The organism is Paenibacillus sp. FSL K6-2859, from assembly GCF_038008265.1.
Lineage (GTDB): Bacteria > Bacillota > Bacilli > Paenibacillales > Paenibacillaceae > Paenibacillus_AQ > Paenibacillus_AQ nitricinens.
Map to the genome: position 1 here is coordinate 5,398,764 of NZ_JBBOYU010000001.1, position 23,612 is coordinate 5,422,375.

Here is a 23,612-nt window from a genome sequence, read left to right on the forward strand (position 1 = left end):
AAAAAAAGCAACCACCTGTTTCTATCGGTGATTGCTTCTTGATTTCCAAAATCACTTATACAGGTATAGAAAGTGCGGAAATCTGCGTTAATTCAGATTGAAGCACTCTCTGATCGGTAACGAGATTTCCGAACTCGTCCAATCCATACACGGAACATACTACATTTGCTAATGGAAAAGAGGTATCTATCTGAACCTCATATGCGACATTACCTGCAATGAAGAACTCTCTGATATCAGAACTCATTGCTGGAACATAATAACCAGTGACATAAAGCGGGGTAAGCGCAAGCGTTGAATACGGAACACCGAAGACCTCGACAATTATCATTGCATTCGCATTACTTGTGTTACGAACACTGACCACTACATTACTTGCTGCAGTACCAGTTGCTCTCGTATTCGTAATAAGACCTGTTGTATAAGGCATTTCCTCACTCCTCCTCTTGGGATACTATCAACTTATTCAATCGGAAGCAGATAGTTGTGAGGCAGGAAGACTGGGGGATTCATGGAATAATAGCATACCTCTCACATTTCCAATTTCCGCCATTTTTCTGATTCCCTTGTCCAAACACAACGAATCTTAATTCATATATATATATCAAACTAATAGAAGAGGTGAAGCTCATGGCAACAACAACAGGCATCATTACGAATACAGGGACTACCCCCGCATCCAATCTGATCATTAATATCGACAATGATAACCTAAGTTTTTCATCTAACGTAGTCTATCACGTTTATGTATGGAATACCTTTGTTAGTAAGGCTTTAGTGTACTCCAGCTCATTAAATGTTAATGCTAACACCAGCCAGCTTCTCGGTTTTACTATTGCAGGCAATTCAGCTTATGAAGTCCAATTTCTCGTAACCGGAAATGCACCGGCAGACACGATTATTACGGTATTCGGAACAGATTCATCAGGAAACGTCATCCCTCACCAAAGAGTGCTGCTATCCGAACTTACTTTCATAGCTCAGCTGAACCCGTAAATACCGAAAACTCTATTACGATAGGAGTTTTGTATGGTTAATATTCAACTTTCGCCGAGCACAAGCGCTCAATTCGAGCCCACCATCGCGGTAAATTGGCTTAATCCTTCGGTTATGGTCGCCGTAGCTGTAGATCTTCGAGCAGGCCCTCCCAATATAGGTTTGTACAAATCTATTGACGCAGGTGCCACTTGGACAACAACGTTATTACCGTTACCGGTAGGATTTGCTGGCATCGAAGCACCACATATTGATTATATTTTTCCGACCACCTTCGTAGTATTGGCTCATGCCTTCGATTCAGACGGTCTCAGCGGGTCGATTGTTTCCTACACTTCTGTCGACAACGCCTCTTCATTCAGTCCACCAGTCATCGTGAATCAAGGATTTGGACAGTTTGTGAATGATGATCAGGTGGTCGTTGTCACCGACAAGGCTGGATCAAGTCCCTTTTTTGGAAATGTTTATACTGGTTATACGCATGATTACAACACACAATTCATACCAGGAAATACGATATTCTTCAATCGTTCCCTAGATAGCGGTAATACTTATTTCAGTCCCGTCCTGCTGTCTTCAGTCGAAGAATTTGAAGAATTTCCCGGTATAGCCATTACATTAAATGGGATTGTTGTCGTGGGATGGATCAATCAGCCTCCCGGTAATACTGATCTTAAAATTCGCACCTCCCCAGACGGCGGGGTCACTTTCACCCCAGAAACGATGGTCGCCAGTGTTGTAGTCCCACCAGATCCATTGCCGGGATATACATTTAGATGTCTGACATACCCTTCCCTCGCAGCGGATATTTCTAATGCCCCGACGACGCAAGGTAATGTCTATGCTGTATGGCAAGATTTTCGAGAAGGTTATTCCGATATTTTCCTTGCTACTTCCACGAATTTTGGTGTGGATTGGGGTACACCAATCTCCATTACGGGCAGTCCAGCAGGCTCCCAAAACTTTTTCCCAGCCATCACCGTATCCCCTGCGGATGGTGCAATATTCGTTACTTATTACACTAATCGAGTCAATCCCCTCAACCTTGATGTTTATCTAGCTACATCTAGAGATGGAGGGATGACGTATACAAACACCCGTATAACGACAACTTCCTTTGACGTCACCGGCATTCCCCTGATTGGGGACTACATCGGAAATGCCATTGTCCCCCAAACAGGCCGTCTAGTGAGCGTATGGACAGACACGCGGACTGGTACAGAGAACATCTGGTTTGGTGATAATCAATAAGCTCTAATAAACTTAAAAAAGCCCCCAAAAGGGGGGGCTTTTTTAAGTTTATTATTCCATGTGAAATACCTAGATGTAGAACATATAGTTGTCCGCCAAGCTCTCTTCTTTATAATTAATCAAGTCATGAAGAGTCGTGGAATCTAGTACATCAGCGATGCTATCGCGAATACGCAACCATAAATCGCGTTTTGCTGCATCATCTTCTTCAGTAAAATCTACTGGAGAAATTGGGCCCTCTAGCACACGAATGATGTCCCCCGCTGTGATAGCACTAGCCTCACGAGATAAAATGTATCCACCGTACGCACCACGAATACTTTTTACAAGTCCTGCGTTACGAAGAGGAGCAATTAGCTGCTCCAGATAGTGTTCAGAAAGTCCATTTTTCTCAGCAATACTCTTAAGTGAGGTCGGTCCTTCACCAAATTTCAGTGCAAGCTCCATCATAATTGTTAGTCCGTAACGTCCTTTGGTTGATATTTTCAAAGGGGCACCTCTTTCGGTTTAGTTTCTAGTTATTGTATACTATTGATTCGGTAAGTCATGCGTTTGTCATATCAAGGTATTCCGATGATTACTCTTAGTTTATGTTATCATATTCGAAGTCACAAATGAAATGGAAAACGAAACATTTTGCGAGAATGTTCACCCCTGGTGGACATTTTTCTATTCCCAGCCTCTTAATTTAGGGTTTACTGTAGACAGGTATGTTATAATACTTTCTGAGCCGGGTGTTCCATGAATGACCGGTATTTTGGGTACAGAAATGGTGATTACGATGACAAAAGCAAAACAAGACACCCGTGTCGTCGTCGGCATGTCCGGAGGGGTCGATTCCTCCGTCACGGCGCTTCTGCTCAAGCAGCAGGGCTATGACGTCATCGGCATCTTCATGAAAAATTGGGACGATACCGACGAATTCGGAGTATGTACGGCCGAAAGCGATGCAGAGGATGTTCGCCGCGTCTGCGAGCAGATTGATATTCCTTACTATACCGTTAATTTCGAGAAGGAATACTTCGACAAAGTATTTTCTTATTTCCTCGATGAATATAAGGCCGGCCGGACGCCGAATCCAGACGTCATGTGCAACCGAGAAATTAAGTTCGGGGAGTTCCTGAACAAAGCCCTTCAGCTTGGCGCCGATTATGTAGCGACTGGACATTATGCACGTGTTATAGAAGAAGATGGTGTGTACAAGCTACTTCGTGGTGTAGACAACAATAAAGACCAGACCTATTTCTTGAATGCGCTGGGACAGTATCAACTCTCTAAAGCAATGTTCCCGATTGGTCATCTTCCGAAACCGGAAGTTCGGAGAATTGCCGAAGAAGCCGGACTTTATACTGCCAAGAAAAAAGACAGCACAGGCGTTTGCTTCATCGGTGAGCGTAACTTCCGCGAATTCCTCAGCCAGTATCTTCCAGCACAATCGGGTGATATGATAGATATAACCACTGGAGAAATCAAAGGCCGCCACGATGGACTGATGTACTATACATTAGGTCAACGCCAAGGCCTTGGCATTGGTGGCTCCGGTAATGGAGAACCTTGGTTTGTAGCCGAAAAAGACCTTAGCCGCAACATTCTTTATGTAGTTCAAGGAGACAAGCACCACAGCCTGTACTCCACTAGTCTGATTGCCTCCGGTGTAAACTGGATTAACGGACAAGAGCTAGGTCTTGAGCCGCTAAAATGCACCGCCAAATTCCGCTATCGCCAGCCTGATCAAGGCGTGACCCTTACAGCACGGGAAGACGGAACGATAAACGTAGACTTTGATGTTCCACAAAAAGCGATAACGCCTGGCCAAGCCGTTGTCTTCTACCTCGGGGAGCAATGTCTCGGTGGCGGTACGATCGAATATGCTGAAAAGGTTGTTCCTTCAGCGCAAGCTTAAATTGTATTCTATACAACTGCATCAACTCTAACATACGTAGACCTGAGAAATAGCTGTATTTGATACAGCTATTTTTTTGTTTTGAGAATCCCTTTACGATTTAGTTGTAGTATGTACAGTTAAAATCATCCGATATCCCTTATTTATCTTCACATCCGGAAAATAGATGTATGAAGTACAGTTATATTACCTTTGCAGTTCTAGAGTGAGGTTTTAGTTGTACAAAGTACAATTAGCCAGCTTCAGAGCGGAGAAATAGCTAAGAGACATTTAAAAAGAAAGATAAAAGATGAAAGATAAAAGATGAAAGATGAAACAAGAAACGAAACACCAAACAGAATACATAAAAAACAGCAGTTCAGGAAGCTCTCCCTGAACTGCTGTTCCGAGTTATTTCTTTATCACTGAGCTACTATAGCTTTGTCTGCAGAAACTGCGATGTCATTATAATAAAGTCCAGTTCCATCACCAATCGCAAAGTTAAGAACACGGTTATTTACCGGAGCTAATACTGCACGATAAAGCGTAGGGAAAACTGGGATCTCATTCACCATAAGCTGTTGCCATTCTTTATAGATCTCTTTACGTTTGTCTACATCAAATGCAGCTTCGGAAACCCCTTCGGCGAGCAAACGATCATTCTCTGCACTTGCATAACGAGGGAAGTTATAGATCGCATCTTTACCGTATAGACCTGATGGGTCGACGTCAATCCCTACACCCCAAGCGCCTTGGTACACATCAACTGTAGGATCATCCTCACCATTTTGACCAATGCGATCATAGAAGGTATTAAACTCTACCATTTCCAAAGTTACATTCAGACCAATCGCTTTCCAGGATTGTACATAATATTGAGCCAGCGGTTCAGCAATATCTCCACCAGTCATTGAAATAAAATTAATCTTCAGCTCACTGCCATCTGGATTCGTTCTAAATTCACCGTTAAGTTTGTAACCAGCGTCATCGAGGATCTTCTTAGCTGCTTCTGGATCATACGCTACACCTGGATTGGAAGCATCATGGAATTCAGGATGGGACGGCGGGATCAGCGTAGTCGCATTCCAGCGCAGACCGTTATAGAATTTTTTACCGACTGTATCATTATCTACAGCAGCCCACATGGCTTTACGCAGGTTCACATCAGCCATTTTAGCTTTAGGATCGGTAGCAACAACTTTTTTCTCTGCATCCCATTTTCCCAGTTTAAATCCAATATACGTATAAGCACGGTCAATCGCACCTAGGAATTCAACGTTTGACATTTTTGCATTATCCGGGAATTGATCAACAGGGAACGCATCCACCAAGTCAACGCCGCCAGATTTCAATTCTTGCACAATCGTTGTAGGGTTGATTACCTTTAGAATTACCTTATCCAGTTTAGGAGCTCCACGCCAGTAATCATCATTCTTAACGAATACTACAGATTCACCAGGAACAATGCTTTCCACTTTGAAAGCTCCAAAGCCAATCGGCTTTTGACGTAATTCAGGAGAAGAGGAAATTTTAGCAACATCCATACCACCAAAGATATGTTTGGCTAACGGATAAATCCATACCCCGCCTGTTAACAGAGAAGGTGTAGATTTCAGGTAAGTAATTTGCAGTTTCTTATCACCCAGTACTTTAATACCAGAAATGGTCTTGGCCTTACCAGAGTGGTACTCATCCATACCTTCAATATTGGTAAAGTCAGAACCGTAACGTGGACCATCATATTTCGGGTTACCAATAACTTCATGCGCGAACAACCAATCTTCTGCTGTTACTGGCTTGCCGTCCTGCCAGTTCACATTGTCGCGAATTGTAAAGGTAAAGGTACGTCCATCCTCCGAGACTTCATACGTTGCTGCACCATCATTTGTATATACATAGTCTTTATCCCATGTTAACAAGCCTTCATCAAACCAATTCAACACTTGTGCATCTGGATCTCCGGAATAGAAGTTCCAGTTCAAAGTACCTTCAAAAGGACTATCGGAAACGAGTCCAAAAGTAATCGAGCCTCCATCAATAGCTTCGCCTTGATTTGTCTTAACATTACTGAAATCTTTAATGTTATAAAGTCCGTCTTCTGCTTCTGGTGCTGTAGTAGCCTCTGCGGTTTCCGCAGGTGCACTGGCACTAGGGGCTGCTGTTGACTCAGCCGCTCCGTTGTTATTCTTGGAGCCACAGGCTGCAAGGACAAACAACATTACAAACATTAATGAAACTAGTAGTGCCTTAGAACGGATGGGTTTTCTCATTTAATCATTTCCTCCCTTATTATCCTTTTCTTTGTCTTGCGTCGGTCGCACGTTTAAGCGCTTGACCCACATTATTTATACTCAACATCAATACCAGGATCAGCAGTGATGCGGGTAACCAGATCCACCATCTGAACTCAAGTGTTTGCGGATTTCTCGCATAGCTTACTAGAGTACCCAGACTGGGTGTACTTTCTGGAAAACCAAAACCTAGAAAGGATAGGCCGGATTCCAATCCAATATTAGCTGCCAAATTCAAGGTCATCGTTACGATAATGATTGAGCTTAGGTTCGGCAGCACTTGTGAGAACATAATTTTAAGATTAGAAGAACCTAAGGTCTTCGATGCCTGAACGTAATCGAGTTCCTTCTCTTGTAGCGTTTTAGAACGAATTAACCTGGCAATCCCCATCCATAGAAAGGCAGTCATAATAAAGGAGAAGGTTAACGTATTGTATTTAGGAACTGCACTTACGAAAGCTATAACAATCATTAGAAAGGGTAGAATCATGAAAAAATCTACAACACGCATCGAAATATTATCTATCGTTCCCCCAAAATATCCAGAGAACAAACCTACTAGAATACCGATGATTCCCGTAAAAAAAGTAACCATAAAAGCAATCGACATGGAATTTCGTGTGCCTATAATTAATTGACCGAATACATCCCGCCCTCCATAATCGGTCCCCAGCCAGTGTACAACCGAAGGCTTCTCATACAGTGCGAACAAGTCAACCGTAACAATCTCTTTTTGATCTAAAAATAAGGAAATCCCATAAACGGCGGCAATAATCGTAAATAGGAAAATCAGTGAGACCAAAGCCAGCTTATCCCGCACGATCTCACGCCAAACAATCCTGAAGCCTGATGGACTTTTATCTGTTTCCTGCAGCAGAGCTAACTCTGCGCTTGTCTTTGCCATTTTATTCACCTCAAAGTGTTCATCTTCTTATTTAATCCGGATACGCGGATCTACGATACTTAAGATAATATCTGATAACAACGCACCGACGATGGCAGCAACCCCATATAGAAGAACGAGAGCCGTTACTACGCTGAAATCCCGAATTGTTATCGAACTGAGGAACAACATACCCATACCCGGATAACTAAAGATACTTTCAACGAACACCGTTCCGCCGATCAGTCCAGTAATCTCATATCCGAAAAATGCAGCAATTGGCAGTAAGGAATTTCTCAATATATGTCGATTGTAGACGCGCGACTCTGAAGCACCTTTTGCTCTTGCGGTGAGGATAAAATCTTTTTGTTTCGTATCAATGATCTCATTCCGCAAATATTGTACCGTTCCTACCGTTGCAATTAGAGCCATTGATAAAGCAGGGAGTAGCAAATGGTATAACTTACTCCAGAAGTGGCTTAGCGTGCCCGGAACTTCTCCAGGACTAACACTGCCGCTAGTAGGAAACCAATGAAGATGAAAGCCGAAGAGCCATACCATTAACAGAGCGAAAATAAACAATGGTGCGGCAAAGCCAATATAGGTGTATCCAGTAATGAGCCGGTCCAGCCATGAATCGTTATAACGACCGCTAGTAATACCAAGTGGAATAGCAATGAGGTATGTAAGAATCAGTGTGACAATCGCCAGCCAAAGTGTATTCATAAGGCGTTGACCGATAAGCTCTGATACAGGCATTTTGAAACGGAAGGATTGACCAAAATCCCCTTGTATCGCTTTAGTAATCCAATCCCAGTACTGGATGTACCATGGATCATTTAAGCCTAGCTTTTCTCTCATCGCATCGATAGCCGCAGGATCAATATTTGGATCAAGCATCCCTGATAACGCATCTCCCGGCATCGCCTTCGCCATTAGAAAAACAAGAATACTTAATAGAAATATTTGAGGGATCATAATAAGAATTCTACGAACAATAATCTTCCACATATTCTCAACCTTTCTCAGGCAAGGCTACCAGATGAGTCTCGGAAATAGATTTCAATGGATAAGGCATGCCTTGTTCATCAAAATAATTCCGGTGCGCTTGTTCATATTCCTGACTTACTGATTTTCTAAACTCCGTCTGCTTCTCTCTTTGCTTAGGATCAATATCAGGAATCGCAGCAATTAGACGTTTGGTATAAATATGGCGAGGATTGTCAAAAATATCTTTAGCAGTCCCTTGCTCTACATGTCGTCCTTTATACATAATTCCGATGTGATCGCACATATGTCTGATGATTCCGAGATCATGACTGATAAATAGGAAGGTAAGATTCAGCTCTTTTTGTATATCCTGCATAAAATTGAGCACCTGTGCCTGTACAGAGACATCCAGCGCAGAGACAGGTTCATCCGCAATAATCAACTTCGGTTTGAGCGCAATAGCTCTTGCAATACCGATCCGCTGCCGCTGACCGCCTGAGAATTCATGCGGATATTTAAGAATATTTTCAGGGCTTAATCCAACCTGCAACAGCAACTCCTGCACACGTCTTTTTTCTTCCCCCGGAGACATCTTTTCGAAATTACGTAAGGGTTCGGCAATAATATCCAGCACTCGTTTCTTAGGATTCAGGGAAGAGTACGGATCCTGAAAGATCATCTGAATGTCCTTGCGGATATTTTTTTGCTTACGTACACCCTTTGAAGCCAAATCCTGTCCTTCAAAAACCACGCTGCCGCTAGTAATAGAATTGAGGCCGATAATTGCACGGCCTGTGGTTGTCTTCCCTGATCCGGATTCACCAACCAAGCCGTAGGTTTTGCCTGCTTCAATAGTAAAACTAACATTATCAACTGCCTTGACTACGCCAATTTCCCTTCGAAAAACGCCGCCGTGGATTGGAAAATGAACTGCTAAATTTTTAACCTCAAGAAGTCCCATTGTAGATTGCCTCCTCGTTAGTATCAGGGAAATGAAAGTTATTATGGCAGGTGCAGCGAACAAAATGCCCAGGGCCTACTTCATGCAGCTGCGGATTTTCCTCATGCTCCCATTCCGGAATCCAAGGTGTTCGGGCCGCGAAACGGCATCCTTTACGCGGAAGATTCTGTAATGGTGGAACAATCCCCTGAATCACGTGAAGTCTGGATTTCTCTTCTTTAACGGTTGGTATGGAGTTCAACAATGATCTTGTATACGGATGCTTCGGATTAGACGTTAACGTATAAATATCTGCGATTTCTACGATTTGCCCCGCGTACATTACCGCAACCCGGTCAGCCATTTCACTCACAACCCCTAGATCATGGGTAATTAAGATAATGCCTGCTTGCATATCGTTTTTTAATTTTTTTATAAGTTCAAGAATTTGCAATTGGATGGTTACATCTAGTGCCGTAGTCGGCTCATCGGCGATCAAAAGCTTGGGGCCATTGGCAATCGCTATAGCAATCACAACCCTCTGCCTCATGCCACCAGATAATTCGTGGGGGTACTGCTGATATGTATGTTCGGGACGGGAGATTCCAACCTTGGTCAAAAGATCAATGACCTTCTCTTTTCTTTGCTTCTTCGAAAGCTTGGAATCATGTAGGATGAGTACTTCTTCAATCTGTGAACCGATAATCATGAGCGGATTTAATGCGGATAAAGGATCTTGAAAAATCATAGACATTTCTTGACCGCGCAGCTTGTTGAGCGCAGCAGGAGACATAGTAACGATATCCTGACCTTTGTATTTGATTTGCCCGTCTATTTTAGCCCTTGTGTGCAATCCCATAATTGAAAAGGCCAGCGCACTTTTTCCAGAACCGGACTCTCCAACAATAGCAAGTATCTCATTTTTACGAACAGACAGGGTAACATCATCTACTGCAGCATAATAGTCATCTTCGATCCTGAACGATGTCGACAAATTTTTGATTTCTAGTAATTCTTCGCTCAAATTAATCCCCCTATCGGCAAGAATTCCAAAATTTACACAATGAAATATTATGTAAATTTTGATATAAACAGCATTCTTTTCATGAAACATATCAAAACATTGACTGTTATGATTATTAACACCATTAAGAATAGTACAAGTACTTCCATCGGAATTAAAACTTGTTTCTCCGTAACTTTGTAGTTCATTTTAATTAACTTATGGTAAATTATCAATCATTTCCTAAAAAAAATTTCAATGCATGTGATTAAAAGTAACGTAGACAACAAAAAAACGGCTCTAGGCCGCCTTTTTCTAGGAAAAAAATATTTTGTATGTCACCTTAAATTTATTTGCTTTTTAGCATTAAAATGGAAAATATCTTAGTTGCTGGTGGACTATTGTTCTCGTCGGAGTCTTTGATTGTGACGGATCTTAATTTCATTTCCTTGCTCGGTCGCTTGATAAAAAATACGCTGAGAAATCTCCTTAGGCAGATACTCCTGTTTCACATAATGCCCCGGAAAATTGTGCGGATATTGATATCCTTCATGCCCTAGTGCAGCAGCACCTTTATAGTGTGTATCACGTAAATGTAGCGGTACCTCGGCAGATTTAATCTCATCCATACTTGCCATTGCATTTGAAATAGCCGTATAGACGGCATTAGACTTTGGACTCTCTACTGCGAAAAGAATGGCTTGCGCAATGTTTAGCTTCGCTTCTGGCCAACCGTTATTTCTATAAGCTTCAAGCGCACTTACCGCTTGGACCATAGCCTGGGGATTAGCTAAGCCAATATCTTCACTGCTCGCTGCTATCAGGCGACGAATAAAAGTCATCGGGTCCATCCCCAATTTCTCTACCGCATATAGAAACCAGAACAAGGCGGCATCACTAGAACCTCGAATGCTTTTGTGAAAAGCAGACAGAACATCATACTGCGTCGATTCATCTGCCTTCACAATGGGGCGCCGAATCGACTCTTCCGCCACCTCCAGCGTGATATGCACACTCCCGTCTACCTCCGGAGCAGTAGTTAACGCTGCTAGTTCCAGAGCATTTAAAGCCCGCCGGATATCTCCATTAGCCATGGTAGCAATATGCAGCAATGCTTCTTCATCGACCTGAAGCTCCATGAATCCAAGCCCTCTATCCTTGTCTGCTAAAGCTCTGCGCATCGCGACCAGACTGTGTTCACTCGTTAGCGCCTCTAGCTGAAACAGGGTAGAACGGCTCATAAGCGCTCCGTTTACGTAATGGAACGGGTTCTCCGTAGTTGCGCCAATAAATGTAATGGTACCTTTTTCTACTGCTGGCAATAGCGCGTCCTGACGTGAACTGTTAAACCGATGTACCTCGTCCAGAAAAAGAATCGTCTTAGAACCGTAAAGTGTTTTATTATTTTGAGCTCGTTCAATGACCTCCCGCACATCCTTTACAGAAGCCTCCACCGCATTCAGGCGTACGAATTCACCTTGTGTGTGATGAGAAATGATATGAGCTAATGTTGTTTTGCCACATCCAGGAGGTCCATAGAGTAAAATCGAAGAGACCTGGTCTGCCTCGATCGCTCTTCGCAACAGCTTCCCCCGGCCTATGATATGTTCTTGACCAATATATTCATCCAGATTCTCCGGTCTCATCCGGTCCGCAAGTAACCGTCCGCCCCCGTTGTCCTCTCCCATAGAAAATAAATCCATAACTCCACTTCCTTGCTATATTCTTATAAAAGACAATGTCATCTCCCATTATCATACCATAGACTTATTTTTCACCAAAAATAAAAAGAGCATGATCTCGTCTTAGAAAGGCGGGAGCCATGCTCTTTTTTCAAAATATAAGAAAGTATAGGTTTCACGCTATACTTTATCCTTATTATTTCTCGCATAACGCTTACCGTCCTTATAGGGACGCCAAAGGCGTTTATGCTTGAATGGTACGCTAGCAATTTATTGCCAGCCTCATTTTTGATATGATTTTTCGAATACTCTCTTCCGACAGATGATACTTCTTCTGAAGCTCTGCTACGGAATCGCCTTTTCGATGACAACTGAAAATTTCCTCATTGCGGTTTGCTATCTCTTTCCTCGAACCGCTGTTCTCGCCCCATCTAACCCGCTCTTCCGTTTTCTTCGGGATGTAGAGCAGTTCACCTTGGATGTATCCCTGAAGCTCTTTGAGCAAGCCAGGGGGGAGCACATCCTTCCCATTTACATAACTCAACTTGCATTTCCTCCTTCAACAGGTGTGTTCCTATGCGTCCGTCAACTACTGATAAAGTAATTTCCACGTCACCTGCCTCCTTTCTTCTCCTCATATTTGGAAAAATCCGTAATTTCATTATATAAAAACCTTTTGGTAGCGTCTACATTCGAATTAATTTTTCATTGTTCTTATGGATTTGTGTGGTACTGTCTATGTTAGTAATAAGGAGGCCTGACGGCCTCCTCGCTTTAAGCAGATTTCCGTCTTAGACGGAAACCACCTCGTATACTGAAATCATTTCAATCAGCCTCCTTCCAGAGTGTTCTTGCCCGGCCGGACACTTATTATTAAGCCATACCTATAGGTTAGTTACAAGACCAAGAACAGTTATAACCATTCTCCACCAGTCTTAATTGCCCTCAGAATCGCTTCCAGCCGCCGTTTGCACATAGGAAGGAACTTCCCCATTATGGAGCAGCCACAGCTCGTGAAGAGCACGTGTACAGCCCACATACATCAACTTTGCGTCCCATGCCGTTGCCCCGTAATGGTCTTGATCGGCATCTGCTAAAATGACCGCATCAAATTCCAAACCTTTAGATAAATACACAGGTAGTACCGATAATCCACCCTGATATTGCGTCATGCTACCGTCGATCAGATGAATATCTTCAAAATGCTGCTCCAGTTCAGCGTACAGCTCTGTAGCTTCACGCAGACTACGTGTTAGCACAGCCACCGTACGATATTCCCTTCCAGACAGGGACTTCAGTGCCGATTGTATAGTGTTCAAACGAGCATTTCGTTCAGCTACCCGTTCTCCGACTATTTCTCCGTCTCCGTAGGTGATCATCCGAACGGGGTCCCCGCTACGAAAGACAGGAACAGCCAACAACGAACTTTCTACTCCCGAGGATAGAATTCCATTTGCGAAGTCTATAATTTCCATGGTTGAACGATAGCTGCGTGTCAGCGCATGATAAGCCGTGTTCTCAGGGGCAAATAAGGCCTGCATCTCTTCCCATGCGTGTACGCCTTTATAGGCATGTATACCCTGCGACAGATCGCCTAGAATGGTAAAGGAATGTCCACGCACGTATAAATCCAGCACTGCAATTTGGAAGGGGGAGAAATCCTGGGCTTCATCGATCACCACATGATCAAAGCGAGTGCCGCCTTCGTTCCCATTCAAAAGATAATAAATATACAACAGAGGCGGTAAATCCTCTTCACGTATGATCCCTTTTTTCAGCCCTTTTGCCGTCTCCTTCAGCACAGCTGCTGGAATATTCTCAGGTGGATCAACCGGCCAATCTTCCGGGACTTTAGCCGCACGAAAGATTTGCTTGTAGATCGTCAGCGGATCATACTTAGGCCATTTTGCACTGTATGATTTTTCTCGCGCAGCACCTTTTTTCTTGCGATCCTTCATAGCTGCAGCTGACGGGCTCTTCTTCAGCTCCATCTCAATCCAGCGATGTATCCGTGCCATTACACGTTCCTTACGCTTTGCTGGCGGATAAGGAGCGTACTCCTCATTATGCCAGCGCAAGATCATGGAGCGGCGCAGTACAGCGCCTTCCCATGGGATAAAATCACCCTCAGGTACCGAGCTGCTTTCCAATAGCTTGATACTGGACCCTATTATTCCCATTAACACCGTTGATCCCTTGAAGCGCCCAGGCGTCTCTTCTGTAATCACAGGCATGCCGCCCGGAGTTTCGAACCAACGGTTCATCGTCTCCGTAGCATCTTGCTCTGGAAGCTCCAGACCTAGTACATTTGCAGCCCAATCCGGGAAGGTGCTCTGGGCAATATTTCCTACACCGAGTTCAGGCAGTACATCCGAAATATAATCCAGAAACATTCGGTTCGGTGCAAAAATAATCATTTTTTCTGCAGAGACCTGATCTTTGTATTGATACAGCAGAAAGGCTAACCGGTGTAGTGCAACTGTAGTTTTACCACTTCCCGCTACACCCTGAATGATCAATGCTGTATTTTTGGCGGCACGGATAATCTTGTCCTGTTCTTCCTGAATGGTCGATACGATATCACGGAGACGATTATCTTTGTTCTCACCCAGGCGATAGACAAGAAACTCATCTGACACCACAGGTGCGTCACTCTCCCGGTTGTACGTATCTGCGACCCGCTCCAGAATCTGCTTCCGGATCACCACGTTGCGCTTGAGGTATACCAGTCCTTCTATCAGTCCCTCAGGAGCTTCATAGGAGGCAGGCTCCGTACCACCGGTAAACGAATAGAACAGGCTTGCTACCGGTGCGCGCCAGTCTATGACTAGCGGACGGTCGCTTACCTGCTCGCGGTCTACGCCGATTTTGCCTATATAGAGTGCCTTCCGCTGCTTCTCATCATTGCCCTGAAAATCAAGCCGTCCGAAATAAGGCTCCTGCCGAAGCTTGGCAAGATCTTTGCGCTTCTGATCACGGTTCGCTTCTAACACCTGTTCCGTATAATCGTGTCCCGTGTACACTGGAGTCTGGTTAAGTTTCTCCAGTAAGGTGTCAATCTCAGTAAGCGCTTGATTCAGCCTGTCTTCTTCCTCTTGATAGGCACTTTGAAAGTTGTCTTCCAATTTCAGTTACCTCCTAAAAGTTTATCGAGCTTAAATTTCCATTCTCCTCATTCCCTCTTCTCACGCAAAAAGGATACCCATTGTAGCATAATCAGCACTAAAATACCAAATCTTTCAAGCGAACATACGACTACAGCACAGCTTGCAAAATAAAGTTAGCTACAAATAAACCCGCAATCCCATACAGCGCAGGAGGTACTTCCTTGCCCTTACCCACCGCAAGCTTCACGATCGGATACGTAATAAATCCAAAAGCCATACCATCTACGATGCTATAAGTGAATGGAATCATGACCATGATCAGGAAAGAAGGAAAGAGCTCTGTTAAATCTCCCAAATCCATTTCACGCACATTCTGTACCATAAGCCCACCAATTACAATCAAGATCGGAGCGATAGCACTGTCTGGAATGTAGGAGAGCAGAGGGAGGAACAGGAATGTCGCCCCGAACAGCAGCCCTGCCACGAGTGAGGTCAGCCCCGAACGTCCGCCTGCAGCAATACCTGCATTAGATTCCGCAGCAGCTACTACAGGACTGCTTCCGAAGAGACCTGCAGCGATATTGGCAATAGAGAGTGCTCGTAAGCTACTCTTGAAGCGCTCAGGACGCCCTGCCATCATAGTCTGTGAGGCGACAAGCCCAATATTTTCAAATACAACAATTAAGAGCAGTAAGAAAACAGCAATCCAGAACACAAGGCTCACAATGCCGCTCCAGTCCATTCCCAGAAATAAGCTTTCATAACCCGTAAATACATGCCCTGATGCCTGCTTCTCAGGCGCGTGTGCCGCTCCCAGCAAGTAGGCTAGACCTGTACCAACCAGCATACTGATTAGTAAACCACCATTGGTCCCGCGGATAAACAGTACTAAAGCGAGTAATAAAGTTACACAAGAAGTGATAACTGCTGGATCACTAAAATGTCCTATAGCAACAAATGTGGTCTGATGCGCAATCACAATCCCGCTTTTTTGCAGTCCTATAAAGGTCAGAAAAAGCCCTATCCCGACTGTAATGGCATGCTGTAGGTTTTGAGGAATCGCCTCACTCAGAATACGATAGAGCGATGTGAAGGCCACGATAGCGAATAACACACCGGTTATTACGACTACAGTAAGCGCCTCTCTCCAACCTAAATTCATAGAATGTACAAGTGTGTATGTGAAAAATGCGTTTATCCCCATCCCTGGTACCACGATGATCGGTGTCTTCCCACCGAAAGCCATCAGTAGACAGCCTGTAATGGCAGTCAATAGTGTAGCCACCATTGCTGGTCTAAGCGGCATACCCGCGTCATGAAGAATGGTCGCATTCACCATCACAATGTATACTGAAGCAAAATACGAGAGGATCCCTGCAGCCCACTCCCGTTTCCAGTCATTCTCAGGTGCAAGCCCTACACTATTTCGCCAAAAATTTGATTTCATGTACTAAAACCTCCACTGATATTAAGTTCCGCAGGCGGATATTACCGGATAATAAGGCTTATAATCAACGGTTCATCCCGGTTTAACTATTATGCCTATTTGTGGTCTGCATCTTGCAGACCCGCCTGTTAACCACAACAAAAGGGCGTACGCAACTGGATTTCAGCTGGTCGCCCTTTTGGTCCATTTTACTACTACTATCGTTATAATTGAAACAGCTTCAGCTCAGCGATTCACTTACACGCTGACGCCTCCAGCCTCAAGCAAATCACGCACGGCAACACTGACCATGATCAGGCCTGCTACCGGCGGAACGAAGGCATTACTAGCTGGTGGTTGTTTCGCTTTACGTCGATCCGGCGCATTCTCCGGAACGATCTTGTCCGTAACATCCTGACGTGGCTTCATAGGCGGCTCCGTTGAGAAAACCACCTTCACGCCTTTCTTAATCCCTTCCTTACGCAGCTTCTGACGAATGACACGCGCAATAGGATCATAAGTTGTCTTGGAAATGTCGGCTACCTGGAATCTTGTAGGATCCATTTTGTTGGCAGCGCCCATGCTTGAGATCATTGGAATTCCACGGGACAGACATTCTTTGATCAAATGAACCTTATAAATAATCGTATCCGAAGCATCGAGTACATAGTCAGGTTTTAATTTGAACAATTCCTCATAGGTTTCTTCCGTATAGAACATGTTGAGCGCAATCGCTTCACATTCGGGATTGATCAGCTTCACACGTTCTACCATCAGTTCAGCCTTTTTCTGCCCAACCGTGGTGGTGAGAGCATGAATCTGCCGATTCACATTAGTAATGTCTACCGAATCCTTATCAATCAAAATTAGTCTGCCGATGCCGGTACGAGCCAAAGCCTCAACAGCCATACCGCCAACACCGCCGATGCCTAGCACCGCTACCGTGCTGTTCTTCATTATTTCCAGACCTTCCGGCCCGATCGCCAGTTCCGTGCGTGAGAACTGATGTAGCATGAGGTACAGCCTCCTTCAAAAGCTTTGGCGAAGCAGAAATCTGCCTCGCCCGCTTCGATTAGTTAATTATTCTTTTTCTTTCTTCGGTTTAAGCGCCAGCTTAATGTGCAGCTGCTCCAATTGTGAACCATCTACTGGCGAAGGTGCATCCATAAGCAGGTCTGTTGCACTTGCTGTTTTCGGGAATGCGATGGTTTCACGCAGATTTGTACGACCGGTCAGTAGCATAACCAGACGATCTAAACCGAAAGCGATACCGCCGTGTGGAGGTGTACCATATTCGAACGCATCCATCAGGTAGCCGAACTTCTCATAAGCAACCTCTTTCGTAAATCCAAGGGCTTCGAACATTTTCTCCTGCACTTCGCGTTTGTAAATCCGCATGGAGCCTCCGCCTACTTCATAACCGTTCAGAACGATGTCATAAGCTTGTGCACGGATCGCACCTGGATCTGTGTCAAATAGATGCAGATCCTCTTCACGCGGACGAGTGAACGGATGGTGTTCTGCTACATAACGTTTCTGATCTTCGTCATATCCAAGGAGCGGGAAGTCTGTAACCCAAGCGAACTTGAACACATTATCGTCAATCAGACCGAGCTGACGTCCAATTTTAACACGAAGGGCGCCTAGAACGTCTGCTACAACCTTTTTATTATCAGCGGAGAAGAGGAGAAGGTCGCCTTCTTCAGCGCCTGTACGCTCCTTCACAGCCGCAATTTCTTCTTCGGAGAAGAATTTCACAATCGGCCCTTTGAATTCGCCGTCTTTCACTTGAATCCATGCCAAACCTTTCGCGCCATAGCGAGCAGCATAAGGTCCGAGTTCATCGATTTCTTTACGAGTCCAAGTGCCACAGCCTTTAGCGTTTAGACATTTCACTTCGCCGCCTTTTTCGATTACAGAAGCGAATACCTTAACACCGCTAGTAGCAACAATATCGTTCATTTCTACAAGCTCTAATCCAAAACGCAGATCAGGTTTGTCAGAACCGTATTTGCCCATAGCCTCAGCATAAGTCAAACGTTGGAACGGAAGCTCGATATCTGCGCCTACAGTTTCCTTGAACAGACGCTGCATCAGCTTCTCCATCATACCAAGCAGTTCATCTTGTGACAGGAATGACGTCTCAATGTCGACTTGAGTGAATTCAGGCTGACGGTCAGCACGCAAATCTTCATCACGGAAACAACGAGCAATTTGGTAATAGCGCTCAACGCCGCCCACCATCAATAATTGCTTGTAGATTTGTGGAGATTGCGGCAATGCGAAGAATTCGCCTTCATGCACACGGCTTGGTACCAGATAATCACGCGCGCCTTCCGGTGAGCTTTTAGTTAGGATCGGTGTTTCAACGTCGATGAATCCTTCACTGTCAAGGAAATCCCGAAAAATCTTAGAAGCTTTCGAGCGAAGCAGCAAGGTTCTTTGCATCTCTGGACGACGAAGGTCCAAATAACGATATTTGAGACGCAGAGACTCGTCTACTTCCACACCATCTTCGATGAAGAACGGAGGTGTCTTAGCTGCGTTCAGCACTTCGATATCCGTAATTTGCACTTCAATTTCACCTGTTGGCAGGTTGCGGTTAACGGTTTCCTCATCACGTTTAACAACTTTACCTTTAACAGCCAGAACGTATTCACTACGAACCTTATCAGCAATTTGTAAGGCTTCGCCAGAGTAGTCTGGGTTAAATACAACTTGCACAATACCGCTTCTGTCACGCAGATCAATAAATAGTACGCCCCCGAGGTCGCGGCGGGTCTGCACCCATCCGTTCAAGGTTACCGTCTGTCCAATATGTTCTGGTGTTAGCTGTCCACACTGATGACTTCTTTGCATAATTTATCATTCCCCTTCATGGTTAAAAATACATTTTTAATCTTTCTCTATACAGTCACCCTAAGACGTTAGTCAGATGGTCTAAACTAGTGCCTGACCCAGCTCTTCCAGCTTCACGGTGCGCTGCTCCCCTGTGTTCATCGACTTCACGGTAATCACACCATTCTTCAGCTCATCTTCGCCAAGAATCGCAGTATAACGTGCCGACATACGGTCTGCCGATTTCATCTGTGCCTTCATTTTCCGGCCTAGGTAGTCACGTTCTGCTGAGTACCCTTGGCTACGCAGAATATATAGCTGCTTAGAGATTTCGATATCAGCTTCTTCACCGAGAGCTACAAAGTACACATCCAGTGGCTTCGCCGTCTCCAGCTCTACCTTCTGATCCTCCAAAATGAGGAGAATTCGTTCAAGTCCAATCCCAAAACCAATACCCGGTTGATCCGGTCCACCAATTTCTTCAACCAAACCGTTGTACCGGCCTCCGCCGCCCACGGTATCAATCGAACCAATACCTGCTGCTTTATATTCAAACGCTGTATGCGTGTAATAATCCAGTCCTCTTACAAGGCGAGGGTTAATGGTGAATTCCACACCCATGATATCAAGGTGCATCTTCACCTTCTCAAAATGAGCGGTGCACTCTTCGTCCAGACTATCCAAAATGGAAGGCGCATCTGTAAATTTATCTTGATCGACCTTACAATCCAGCACGCGAAGCGGATTACGCTCCATACGACGCTGACAGTCACTGCAAAGGGTATCCTTCATAGGTCTTAAGAAACCCAATAGTTTCTCCCGATAAGCTGCACGGCTAGGTGCGTTACCGACAGAATTGATTTCCACTCTTACATCCTTAAGGCCAAGATCCTTATAGAATTGATAGCCTAAGGATACTACTTCCGCATCAATAGCCGGATCCACAGCTCCAAAAGCCTCAATACCAAACTGATGGAATTGACGATATCTGCCTGCCTGTGGACGCTCATAACGGAACATAGGTCCGATATAATACAGCTTACTTACATCAGGTTCACCGTAAAGCTTGTTCTGAACATAAGCTCTAACGACACCCGCCGTTCCTTCTGGACGAAGCGCCAGATCACGATCGCCTTTATCCTTGAAAGTGTACATCTCGCCTTCTACAATATCCGTTGTTTCGCCTACTCCACGCTCGAATAACCCCGTGTGCTCGAACATCGGTGTACGGATTTCACGGTAATTGAAACGACGGCATAAATCTCTAGCCTTCCCCTCAATATACTGCCATTTCTCCACAGCTCCCGGAAGCACATCCTGCGTTCCTGTAGGTTTCTCGAATCTTTCTTTAGCCACAGTCTATCCCTCCTAAAAAATACCCCTCTAAATCTGCTCTCTTCATCACTTCATCAGGCTAAACAAAACAAAAAATCCCCCGCCCTGTTTATAAAAAACAGGGACGAGGGATTATCATAACCAATAATACACCCGTGGTACCACCCACATTCCGGACTAGAACCATTCTGAATCCGCTCAAAGCGGTTAACGCCCGCCTACGCATAACGGCTACTGATCGCGGCAATATGCATTGCCCACTTTCGCCGTACGTTCTCGGGGAGGTCATTCATTCGCTCATCAACAGAATCCTTGCAGCCAAGCAGAAACGATAGATCATCCATTATACTGGATATCATCTGAATCTACAGGGGATTCCTCTCTGGCGTTGTGGGTCCTCGAATTACTTGTTCCCGTCATCAAAACCATATGATAAAATCGTATATTTTTAAATTCTACTGAACTACTGTGCTAAAGTCAAGGCAGGAAATGCGAAGCTGAATAAAAAATTCGACAACTTTCAACTTTTGACCTTTAACTTCAACTGTTACAAAAAAAATGACCTGCAGCCGAATGCTGCAGGTCCATCATCATATATTATTAAAAAGGGGGTCATGCCTTTATTATAAACACGCTATATTAAGGAAACATGTATGTAATATTACGATTATATTACATTCATGAAAGCGGTTTATTTTAATAGATTGCTGTTAATCAAATTGCTCCACAAATGCCCCTTTGCCCCGAAGGGTTTCCACAACCTCATTATAATTCTCTTCTGCGACACTTAGGTCCATCACATAACGAAGTTCACTTAAATCCCCATCTTCGAGCTCACCATCTGCTACATCCGCACTAAGCTGGTCTTCATCCACGCTATAATGGGTCTCAGGTTCATCACGCGTTTCGGAGGCGGCAACACCAGGGGCCAGCATAGCTCCAGCTGCCGGAGTGCTGCCCGTTCCAAGCGTCCCTACTGTACCAGCGGCTAACGTCGTATTACTAAACGGGGCTATCGGAAACAGAATTCTACGATCTTCCCCAATAGGATCCGTGAGCGGCCATACCTCCAAGCCATCTACCTTATAACTAATCAATGCTATTTTAGCACCTTCTGCTTCATTTTCCGTTCTAAAATATGCTTGGATTTTTCTGGTCATTACCATTACCTCCTTAGATTATAAGACTCAGTGTTATAAATTGCTATTTCAGGACCTTCAAAATTTCACGAACGAAGGCAGGCTCATCTTTCGGGGTACGTGAAGTAATGTAATTACGATCAACTACCACTTCTTCATCTTTAAACTCCGCACCGGCGTTCACAACATCATCTTTCAACGGAGGATAACAGGTGATGGTACGTCCTTTGAGCAAGTCTGCACTGATCAGAATTTGGGGTCCGTGGCAAATAGAAGCGATAGGCTTACCAGCTTCGTTTGCTTCTTTCACAAACTTCAAAATATCTGCATTTTGCCGTAAATTTTCTGGGGAAGAGCCTCCAGGAATTACTATCGCGTCATAATTACCTGCTTCAACGTCAGCTATAGCTTTATCGGCTGCGTAGGAGACCTCCTTCTTTTTGCCCAGTAAGGTCTCACCTTTCTTTAAACCAATAATGTCAGCTTGATGTCCTGCCTTTATAACTTCATCGTAAGGGACCTTCATCTCAGAATCTTCAAAATCATTAGCTAGTAAAAATGCAACATTACTCATGTGATAAGTTCTCCTCTCTGCTTGTGCAAATGAATAGGTACTTATTGATCTTTCTTGTCGTCTATTACCCTTATCACAATGATTTCTAACCTCTAATCAGAAAATATCCCCGGCTAACCGCATCAAAAAGCCGCCTCCACCACCCATTTCAGGTACGCGGTAAGCGATTACGGCTTCTTCCTTTAATCACCTGAGATTCAATTTCATCTTCCGGCTTTTTGGCTAATGCATAGGCTTCTACGGGACTCCCTGTCGCTAGTACCGGGATACTTCTCCATACCCATGCCTTCTGTGAATGTCTCATTGCTAAGCTCCTTGCATCGTGCGGGATAACTGTCTACCTTTAGTTTATCCAGCTCCAAGAGGGTCTATCCGCGCAAGTATCTACTTACAACACAACAGAAACAAGCAGACTTTTAGGCACAGGACACTTGTAGCCATCAGAAAAAGGAGGCTTACTGGAATTTAGGCTATACTGTTTGATCCGGGTTTGTGCTCCCCCAATGGGTTCGCTTTTGCTGAGCGCAATATGTAGAATAGGCGTATCAAGACAACTGTAGCGAGGTGGAAATAATTAATAGCATGGATAAAAGAGTGCTAGTCGTAGACGATGAATACTCTATCGTGACAGCAATCGCCTATGCACTGCGGCGGGAAGGCTTTCAGGTCGAAACGGCCGCTGACGGCGAAGCCGCGCTTAGGCTTGCCGAATCGTTCCAGCCGCAAGTGTTCGTACTGGACGTCATGATGCCAGGGCTGTCTGGTTATGATGTGTGCCGTCGGCTGGAGAACCGGAGAGGGATTGGCATCCTGCTGCTCACGGTCAAGAACGACATTGTAGACAAAGTACTTGGTCTGGAGCTGGGGGCTGATGATTATATGACCAAGCCGTTCGATATTCGGGAGCTCGTCGCCCGAGTTAGAGCGCTGCACCGTCGTGTCGAGAAAAGCGTGGAACATGCTCCCTCCGACAGTCCAATCATGATTGGTGCGGTGACAGTGAACCCGTCACATCGAGACGTACAGGTGGCGGGTGAGAAGGTGGGGCTGACGCCCAAAGAATTCGAGCTGCTACACCTGCTCGTCCTCCATTCGGAACGGGTATACACGCGCGAGGAACTGCTGGATCTTGTCTGGGGGCTCGACTATGACGGGGGCACACGCACGGTCGACATTCATATACAGCGCATCCGTAGTAAGCTTGGCGACAAAGGTCAACATCTGCTCCAGACCGTATACGGAGTAGGTTACAAGGCCACCCGGGAGTCCGTATGA

22 protein-coding genes are annotated in these 23,612 nt (G+C 44.8%); 4 read left to right on the forward strand and 18 right to left on the reverse strand.

The window, feature by feature from the left end; genetic code table 11:
- Positions 1–55: 55 nt before the first annotated feature.
- Positions 56–430, reverse strand: a complete 375-nt coding sequence (locus MHB64_RS24125; protein WP_280788896.1) for a hypothetical protein — start codon at positions 428–430, stop codon at positions 56–58.
- A 200-nt stretch (positions 431–630) separates the two neighbouring features.
- On the opposite strand from MHB64_RS24125, the gene MHB64_RS24130 reads away from it, so the two are divergent.
- Entirely contained in the window at positions 631–996 is a 366-nt protein-coding gene (locus MHB64_RS24130) for a hypothetical protein (protein WP_341135523.1), read from the forward strand.
- 33 nt (positions 997–1,029) lie between these two features.
- Positions 1,030–2,247, forward strand: coding sequence for a sialidase family protein (locus MHB64_RS24135; RefSeq protein WP_094877945.1), 1,218 nt, complete (start codon positions 1,030–1,032; stop codon positions 2,245–2,247).
- A gap of 69 nt (positions 2,248–2,316) precedes the next feature.
- On the opposite strand, the gene cymR is transcribed toward MHB64_RS24135, so the two are convergent.
- A complete protein-coding gene (gene cymR, locus MHB64_RS24140) occupies positions 2,317–2,736 on the reverse strand; it encodes a cysteine metabolism transcriptional regulator CymR (RefSeq protein ID WP_042191066.1) in 420 nt (139 codons plus the stop codon).
- 292 nt (positions 2,737–3,028) lie between these two features.
- On the opposite strand from cymR, the gene mnmA reads away from it, so the two are divergent.
- Entirely contained in the window at positions 3,029–4,150 is a 1,122-nt protein-coding gene (gene mnmA / locus MHB64_RS24145) for a tRNA 2-thiouridine(34) synthase MnmA (protein WP_341136120.1), read from the forward strand.
- Between the two features lie 401 nt (positions 4,151–4,551).
- On the opposite strand, the gene MHB64_RS24150 is transcribed toward mnmA, so the two are convergent.
- From MHB64_RS24150 to MHB64_RS24225, 16 genes are all read right to left on the reverse strand, one after another.
- Positions 4,552–6,399, reverse strand: coding sequence for an oligopeptide ABC transporter substrate-binding protein (locus MHB64_RS24150; RefSeq protein ID WP_280788895.1), 1,848 nt, complete (start codon positions 6,397–6,399; stop codon positions 4,552–4,554).
- Positions 6,400–6,418: 19 nt separating this feature from the next.
- Entirely contained in the window at positions 6,419–7,324 is a 906-nt protein-coding gene (locus MHB64_RS24155) for an ABC transporter permease (protein ID WP_341135524.1), read from the reverse strand.
- Positions 7,325–7,351: 27 nt separating this feature from the next.
- Positions 7,352–8,314 (reverse strand): oligopeptide ABC transporter permease, encoded by a 963-nt coding sequence (gene opp4B / locus MHB64_RS24160; protein ID WP_076284831.1) that lies wholly within the window; start codon positions 8,312–8,314, stop codon positions 7,352–7,354.
- Between the two features lie 4 nt (positions 8,315–8,318).
- Complete coding sequence (locus MHB64_RS24165; protein ID WP_094873687.1) at positions 8,319–9,254, reverse strand: ABC transporter ATP-binding protein; 936 nt, start codon at positions 9,252–9,254, stop codon at positions 8,319–8,321.
- Positions 9,241–10,257, reverse strand: coding sequence for an ABC transporter ATP-binding protein (locus MHB64_RS24170; RefSeq protein WP_094873685.1), 1,017 nt, complete (start codon positions 10,255–10,257; stop codon positions 9,241–9,243). Before MHB64_RS24170 ends, MHB64_RS24165 begins: the two co-directional genes overlap by 14 nt.
- Before the next feature lie 377 nt (positions 10,258–10,634).
- Positions 10,635–11,939: a replication-associated recombination protein A gene (locus MHB64_RS24175; protein WP_094873683.1), complete on the reverse strand. Its 1,305-nt coding sequence runs from the start codon at positions 11,937–11,939 to the stop codon at positions 10,635–10,637.
- A gap of 241 nt (positions 11,940–12,180) precedes the next feature.
- The gene (locus MHB64_RS24180) at positions 12,181–12,462 is read right to left on the reverse strand and encodes a CD3324 family protein (RefSeq protein WP_042191081.1); all 282 of its coding nucleotides are present in this window, start codon (positions 12,460–12,462) and stop codon (positions 12,181–12,183) included.
- Between the two features lie 391 nt (positions 12,463–12,853).
- Positions 12,854–15,043 carry a HelD family protein gene (locus MHB64_RS24185; RefSeq protein WP_341135525.1) on the reverse strand — a complete coding sequence of 730 codons (2,190 nt, stop codon included), beginning with the start codon at positions 15,041–15,043 and terminating at the stop codon, positions 12,854–12,856.
- 130 nt (positions 15,044–15,173) lie between these two features.
- The gene (locus MHB64_RS24190) at positions 15,174–16,472 is read right to left on the reverse strand and encodes an NCS2 family permease (protein ID WP_042191085.1); all 1,299 of its coding nucleotides are present in this window, start codon (positions 16,470–16,472) and stop codon (positions 15,174–15,176) included.
- Positions 16,473–16,709: 237 nt separating this feature from the next.
- A complete protein-coding gene (locus tag MHB64_RS24195; RefSeq protein ID WP_341135526.1) occupies positions 16,710–17,465 on the reverse strand; it encodes a tRNA threonylcarbamoyladenosine dehydratase in 756 nt (251 codons plus the stop codon).
- 66 nt (positions 17,466–17,531) lie between these two features.
- A complete protein-coding gene (aspS, locus tag MHB64_RS24200; RefSeq protein WP_094873677.1) occupies positions 17,532–19,310 on the reverse strand; it encodes an aspartate--tRNA ligase in 1,779 nt (592 codons plus the stop codon).
- Between the two features lie 81 nt (positions 19,311–19,391).
- The gene (hisS, locus tag MHB64_RS24205; protein ID WP_094877949.1) at positions 19,392–20,645 is read right to left on the reverse strand and encodes a histidine--tRNA ligase; all 1,254 of its coding nucleotides are present in this window, start codon (positions 20,643–20,645) and stop codon (positions 19,392–19,394) included.
- Positions 20,646–20,842: 197 nt separating this feature from the next.
- Positions 20,843–20,968 carry a hypothetical protein gene (locus MHB64_RS24210; protein ID WP_256990000.1) on the reverse strand — a complete coding sequence of 42 codons (126 nt, stop codon included), beginning with the start codon at positions 20,966–20,968 and terminating at the stop codon, positions 20,843–20,845.
- 366 nt (positions 20,969–21,334) lie between these two features.
- On the reverse strand, positions 21,335–21,784 hold the full coding sequence (locus tag MHB64_RS24215; RefSeq protein ID WP_094873673.1) for a hypothetical protein: 450 nt from the start codon (positions 21,782–21,784) through the stop codon (positions 21,335–21,337).
- Between the two features lie 43 nt (positions 21,785–21,827).
- On the reverse strand, positions 21,828–22,337 hold the full coding sequence (locus MHB64_RS24220; protein ID WP_094873671.1) for a type 1 glutamine amidotransferase domain-containing protein: 510 nt from the start codon (positions 22,335–22,337) through the stop codon (positions 21,828–21,830).
- A 148-nt stretch (positions 22,338–22,485) separates the two neighbouring features.
- Entirely contained in the window at positions 22,486–22,641 is a 156-nt protein-coding gene (locus tag MHB64_RS24225; protein WP_179283733.1) for a hypothetical protein, read from the reverse strand.
- Between the two features lie 278 nt (positions 22,642–22,919).
- Between MHB64_RS24225 and MHB64_RS24230 the strand changes: the two genes are divergently transcribed.
- Positions 22,920–23,612 carry a response regulator transcription factor gene (locus MHB64_RS24230; protein ID WP_094873669.1) on the forward strand — a complete coding sequence of 231 codons (693 nt, stop codon included), beginning with the start codon at positions 22,920–22,922 and terminating at the stop codon, positions 23,610–23,612.

Excerpts from the sequence above, each read along its gene's own strand:
- MHB64_RS24125 (WP_280788896.1), bottom strand. The coding sequence starts at position 430 with ATGCCTTATACAACAGGTCTTATTACGAATACGAGAGCAACTGGTACT.
- MHB64_RS24130 (WP_341135523.1), top strand. The coding sequence starts at position 631 with ATGGCAACAACAACAGGCATCATTACGAATACAGGGACTACCCCCGCA.
- MHB64_RS24135 (WP_094877945.1), top strand. The coding sequence starts at position 1,030 with ATGGTTAATATTCAACTTTCGCCGAGCACAAGCGCTCAATTCGAGCCC.
- mnmA (WP_341136120.1), top strand. The coding sequence starts at position 3,029 with ATGACAAAAGCAAAACAAGACACCCGTGTCGTCGTCGGCATGTCCGGA.
- MHB64_RS24150 (WP_280788895.1), bottom strand. The coding sequence starts at position 6,399 with ATGAGAAAACCCATCCGTTCTAAGGCACTACTAGTTTCATTAATGTTT.
- MHB64_RS24155 (WP_341135524.1), bottom strand. The coding sequence starts at position 7,324 with ATGGCAAAGACAAGCGCAGAGTTAGCTCTGCTGCAGGAAACAGATAAA.
- opp4B (WP_076284831.1), bottom strand. The coding sequence starts at position 8,314 with ATGTGGAAGATTATTGTTCGTAGAATTCTTATTATGATCCCTCAAATA.
- MHB64_RS24165 (WP_094873687.1), bottom strand. The coding sequence starts at position 9,254 with ATGGGACTTCTTGAGGTTAAAAATTTAGCAGTTCATTTTCCAATCCAC.
- MHB64_RS24175 (WP_094873683.1), bottom strand. The coding sequence starts at position 11,939 with ATGGATTTATTTTCTATGGGAGAGGACAACGGGGGCGGACGGTTACTT.
- MHB64_RS24190 (WP_042191085.1), bottom strand. The coding sequence starts at position 16,472 with ATGAAATCAAATTTTTGGCGAAATAGTGTAGGGCTTGCACCTGAGAAT.
- MHB64_RS24195 (WP_341135526.1), bottom strand. The coding sequence starts at position 17,465 with ATGCTACATCAGTTCTCACGCACGGAACTGGCGATCGGGCCGGAAGGT.
- aspS (WP_094873677.1), bottom strand. The coding sequence starts at position 19,310 with ATGCAAAGAAGTCATCAGTGTGGACAGCTAACACCAGAACATATTGGA.
- MHB64_RS24210 (WP_256990000.1), bottom strand. The coding sequence starts at position 20,968 with ATGGATGATCTATCGTTTCTGCTTGGCTGCAAGGATTCTGTTGATGAG.
- MHB64_RS24215 (WP_094873673.1), bottom strand. The coding sequence starts at position 21,784 with ATGACCAGAAAAATCCAAGCATATTTTAGAACGGAAAATGAAGCAGAA.
- MHB64_RS24220 (WP_094873671.1), bottom strand. The coding sequence starts at position 22,337 with ATGAGTAATGTTGCATTTTTACTAGCTAATGATTTTGAAGATTCTGAG.
- MHB64_RS24225 (WP_179283733.1), bottom strand. The coding sequence starts at position 22,641 with ATGAGACATTCACAGAAGGCATGGGTATGGAGAAGTATCCCGGTACTA.
- MHB64_RS24230 (WP_094873669.1), top strand. The coding sequence starts at position 22,920 with ATGGATAAAAGAGTGCTAGTCGTAGACGATGAATACTCTATCGTGACA.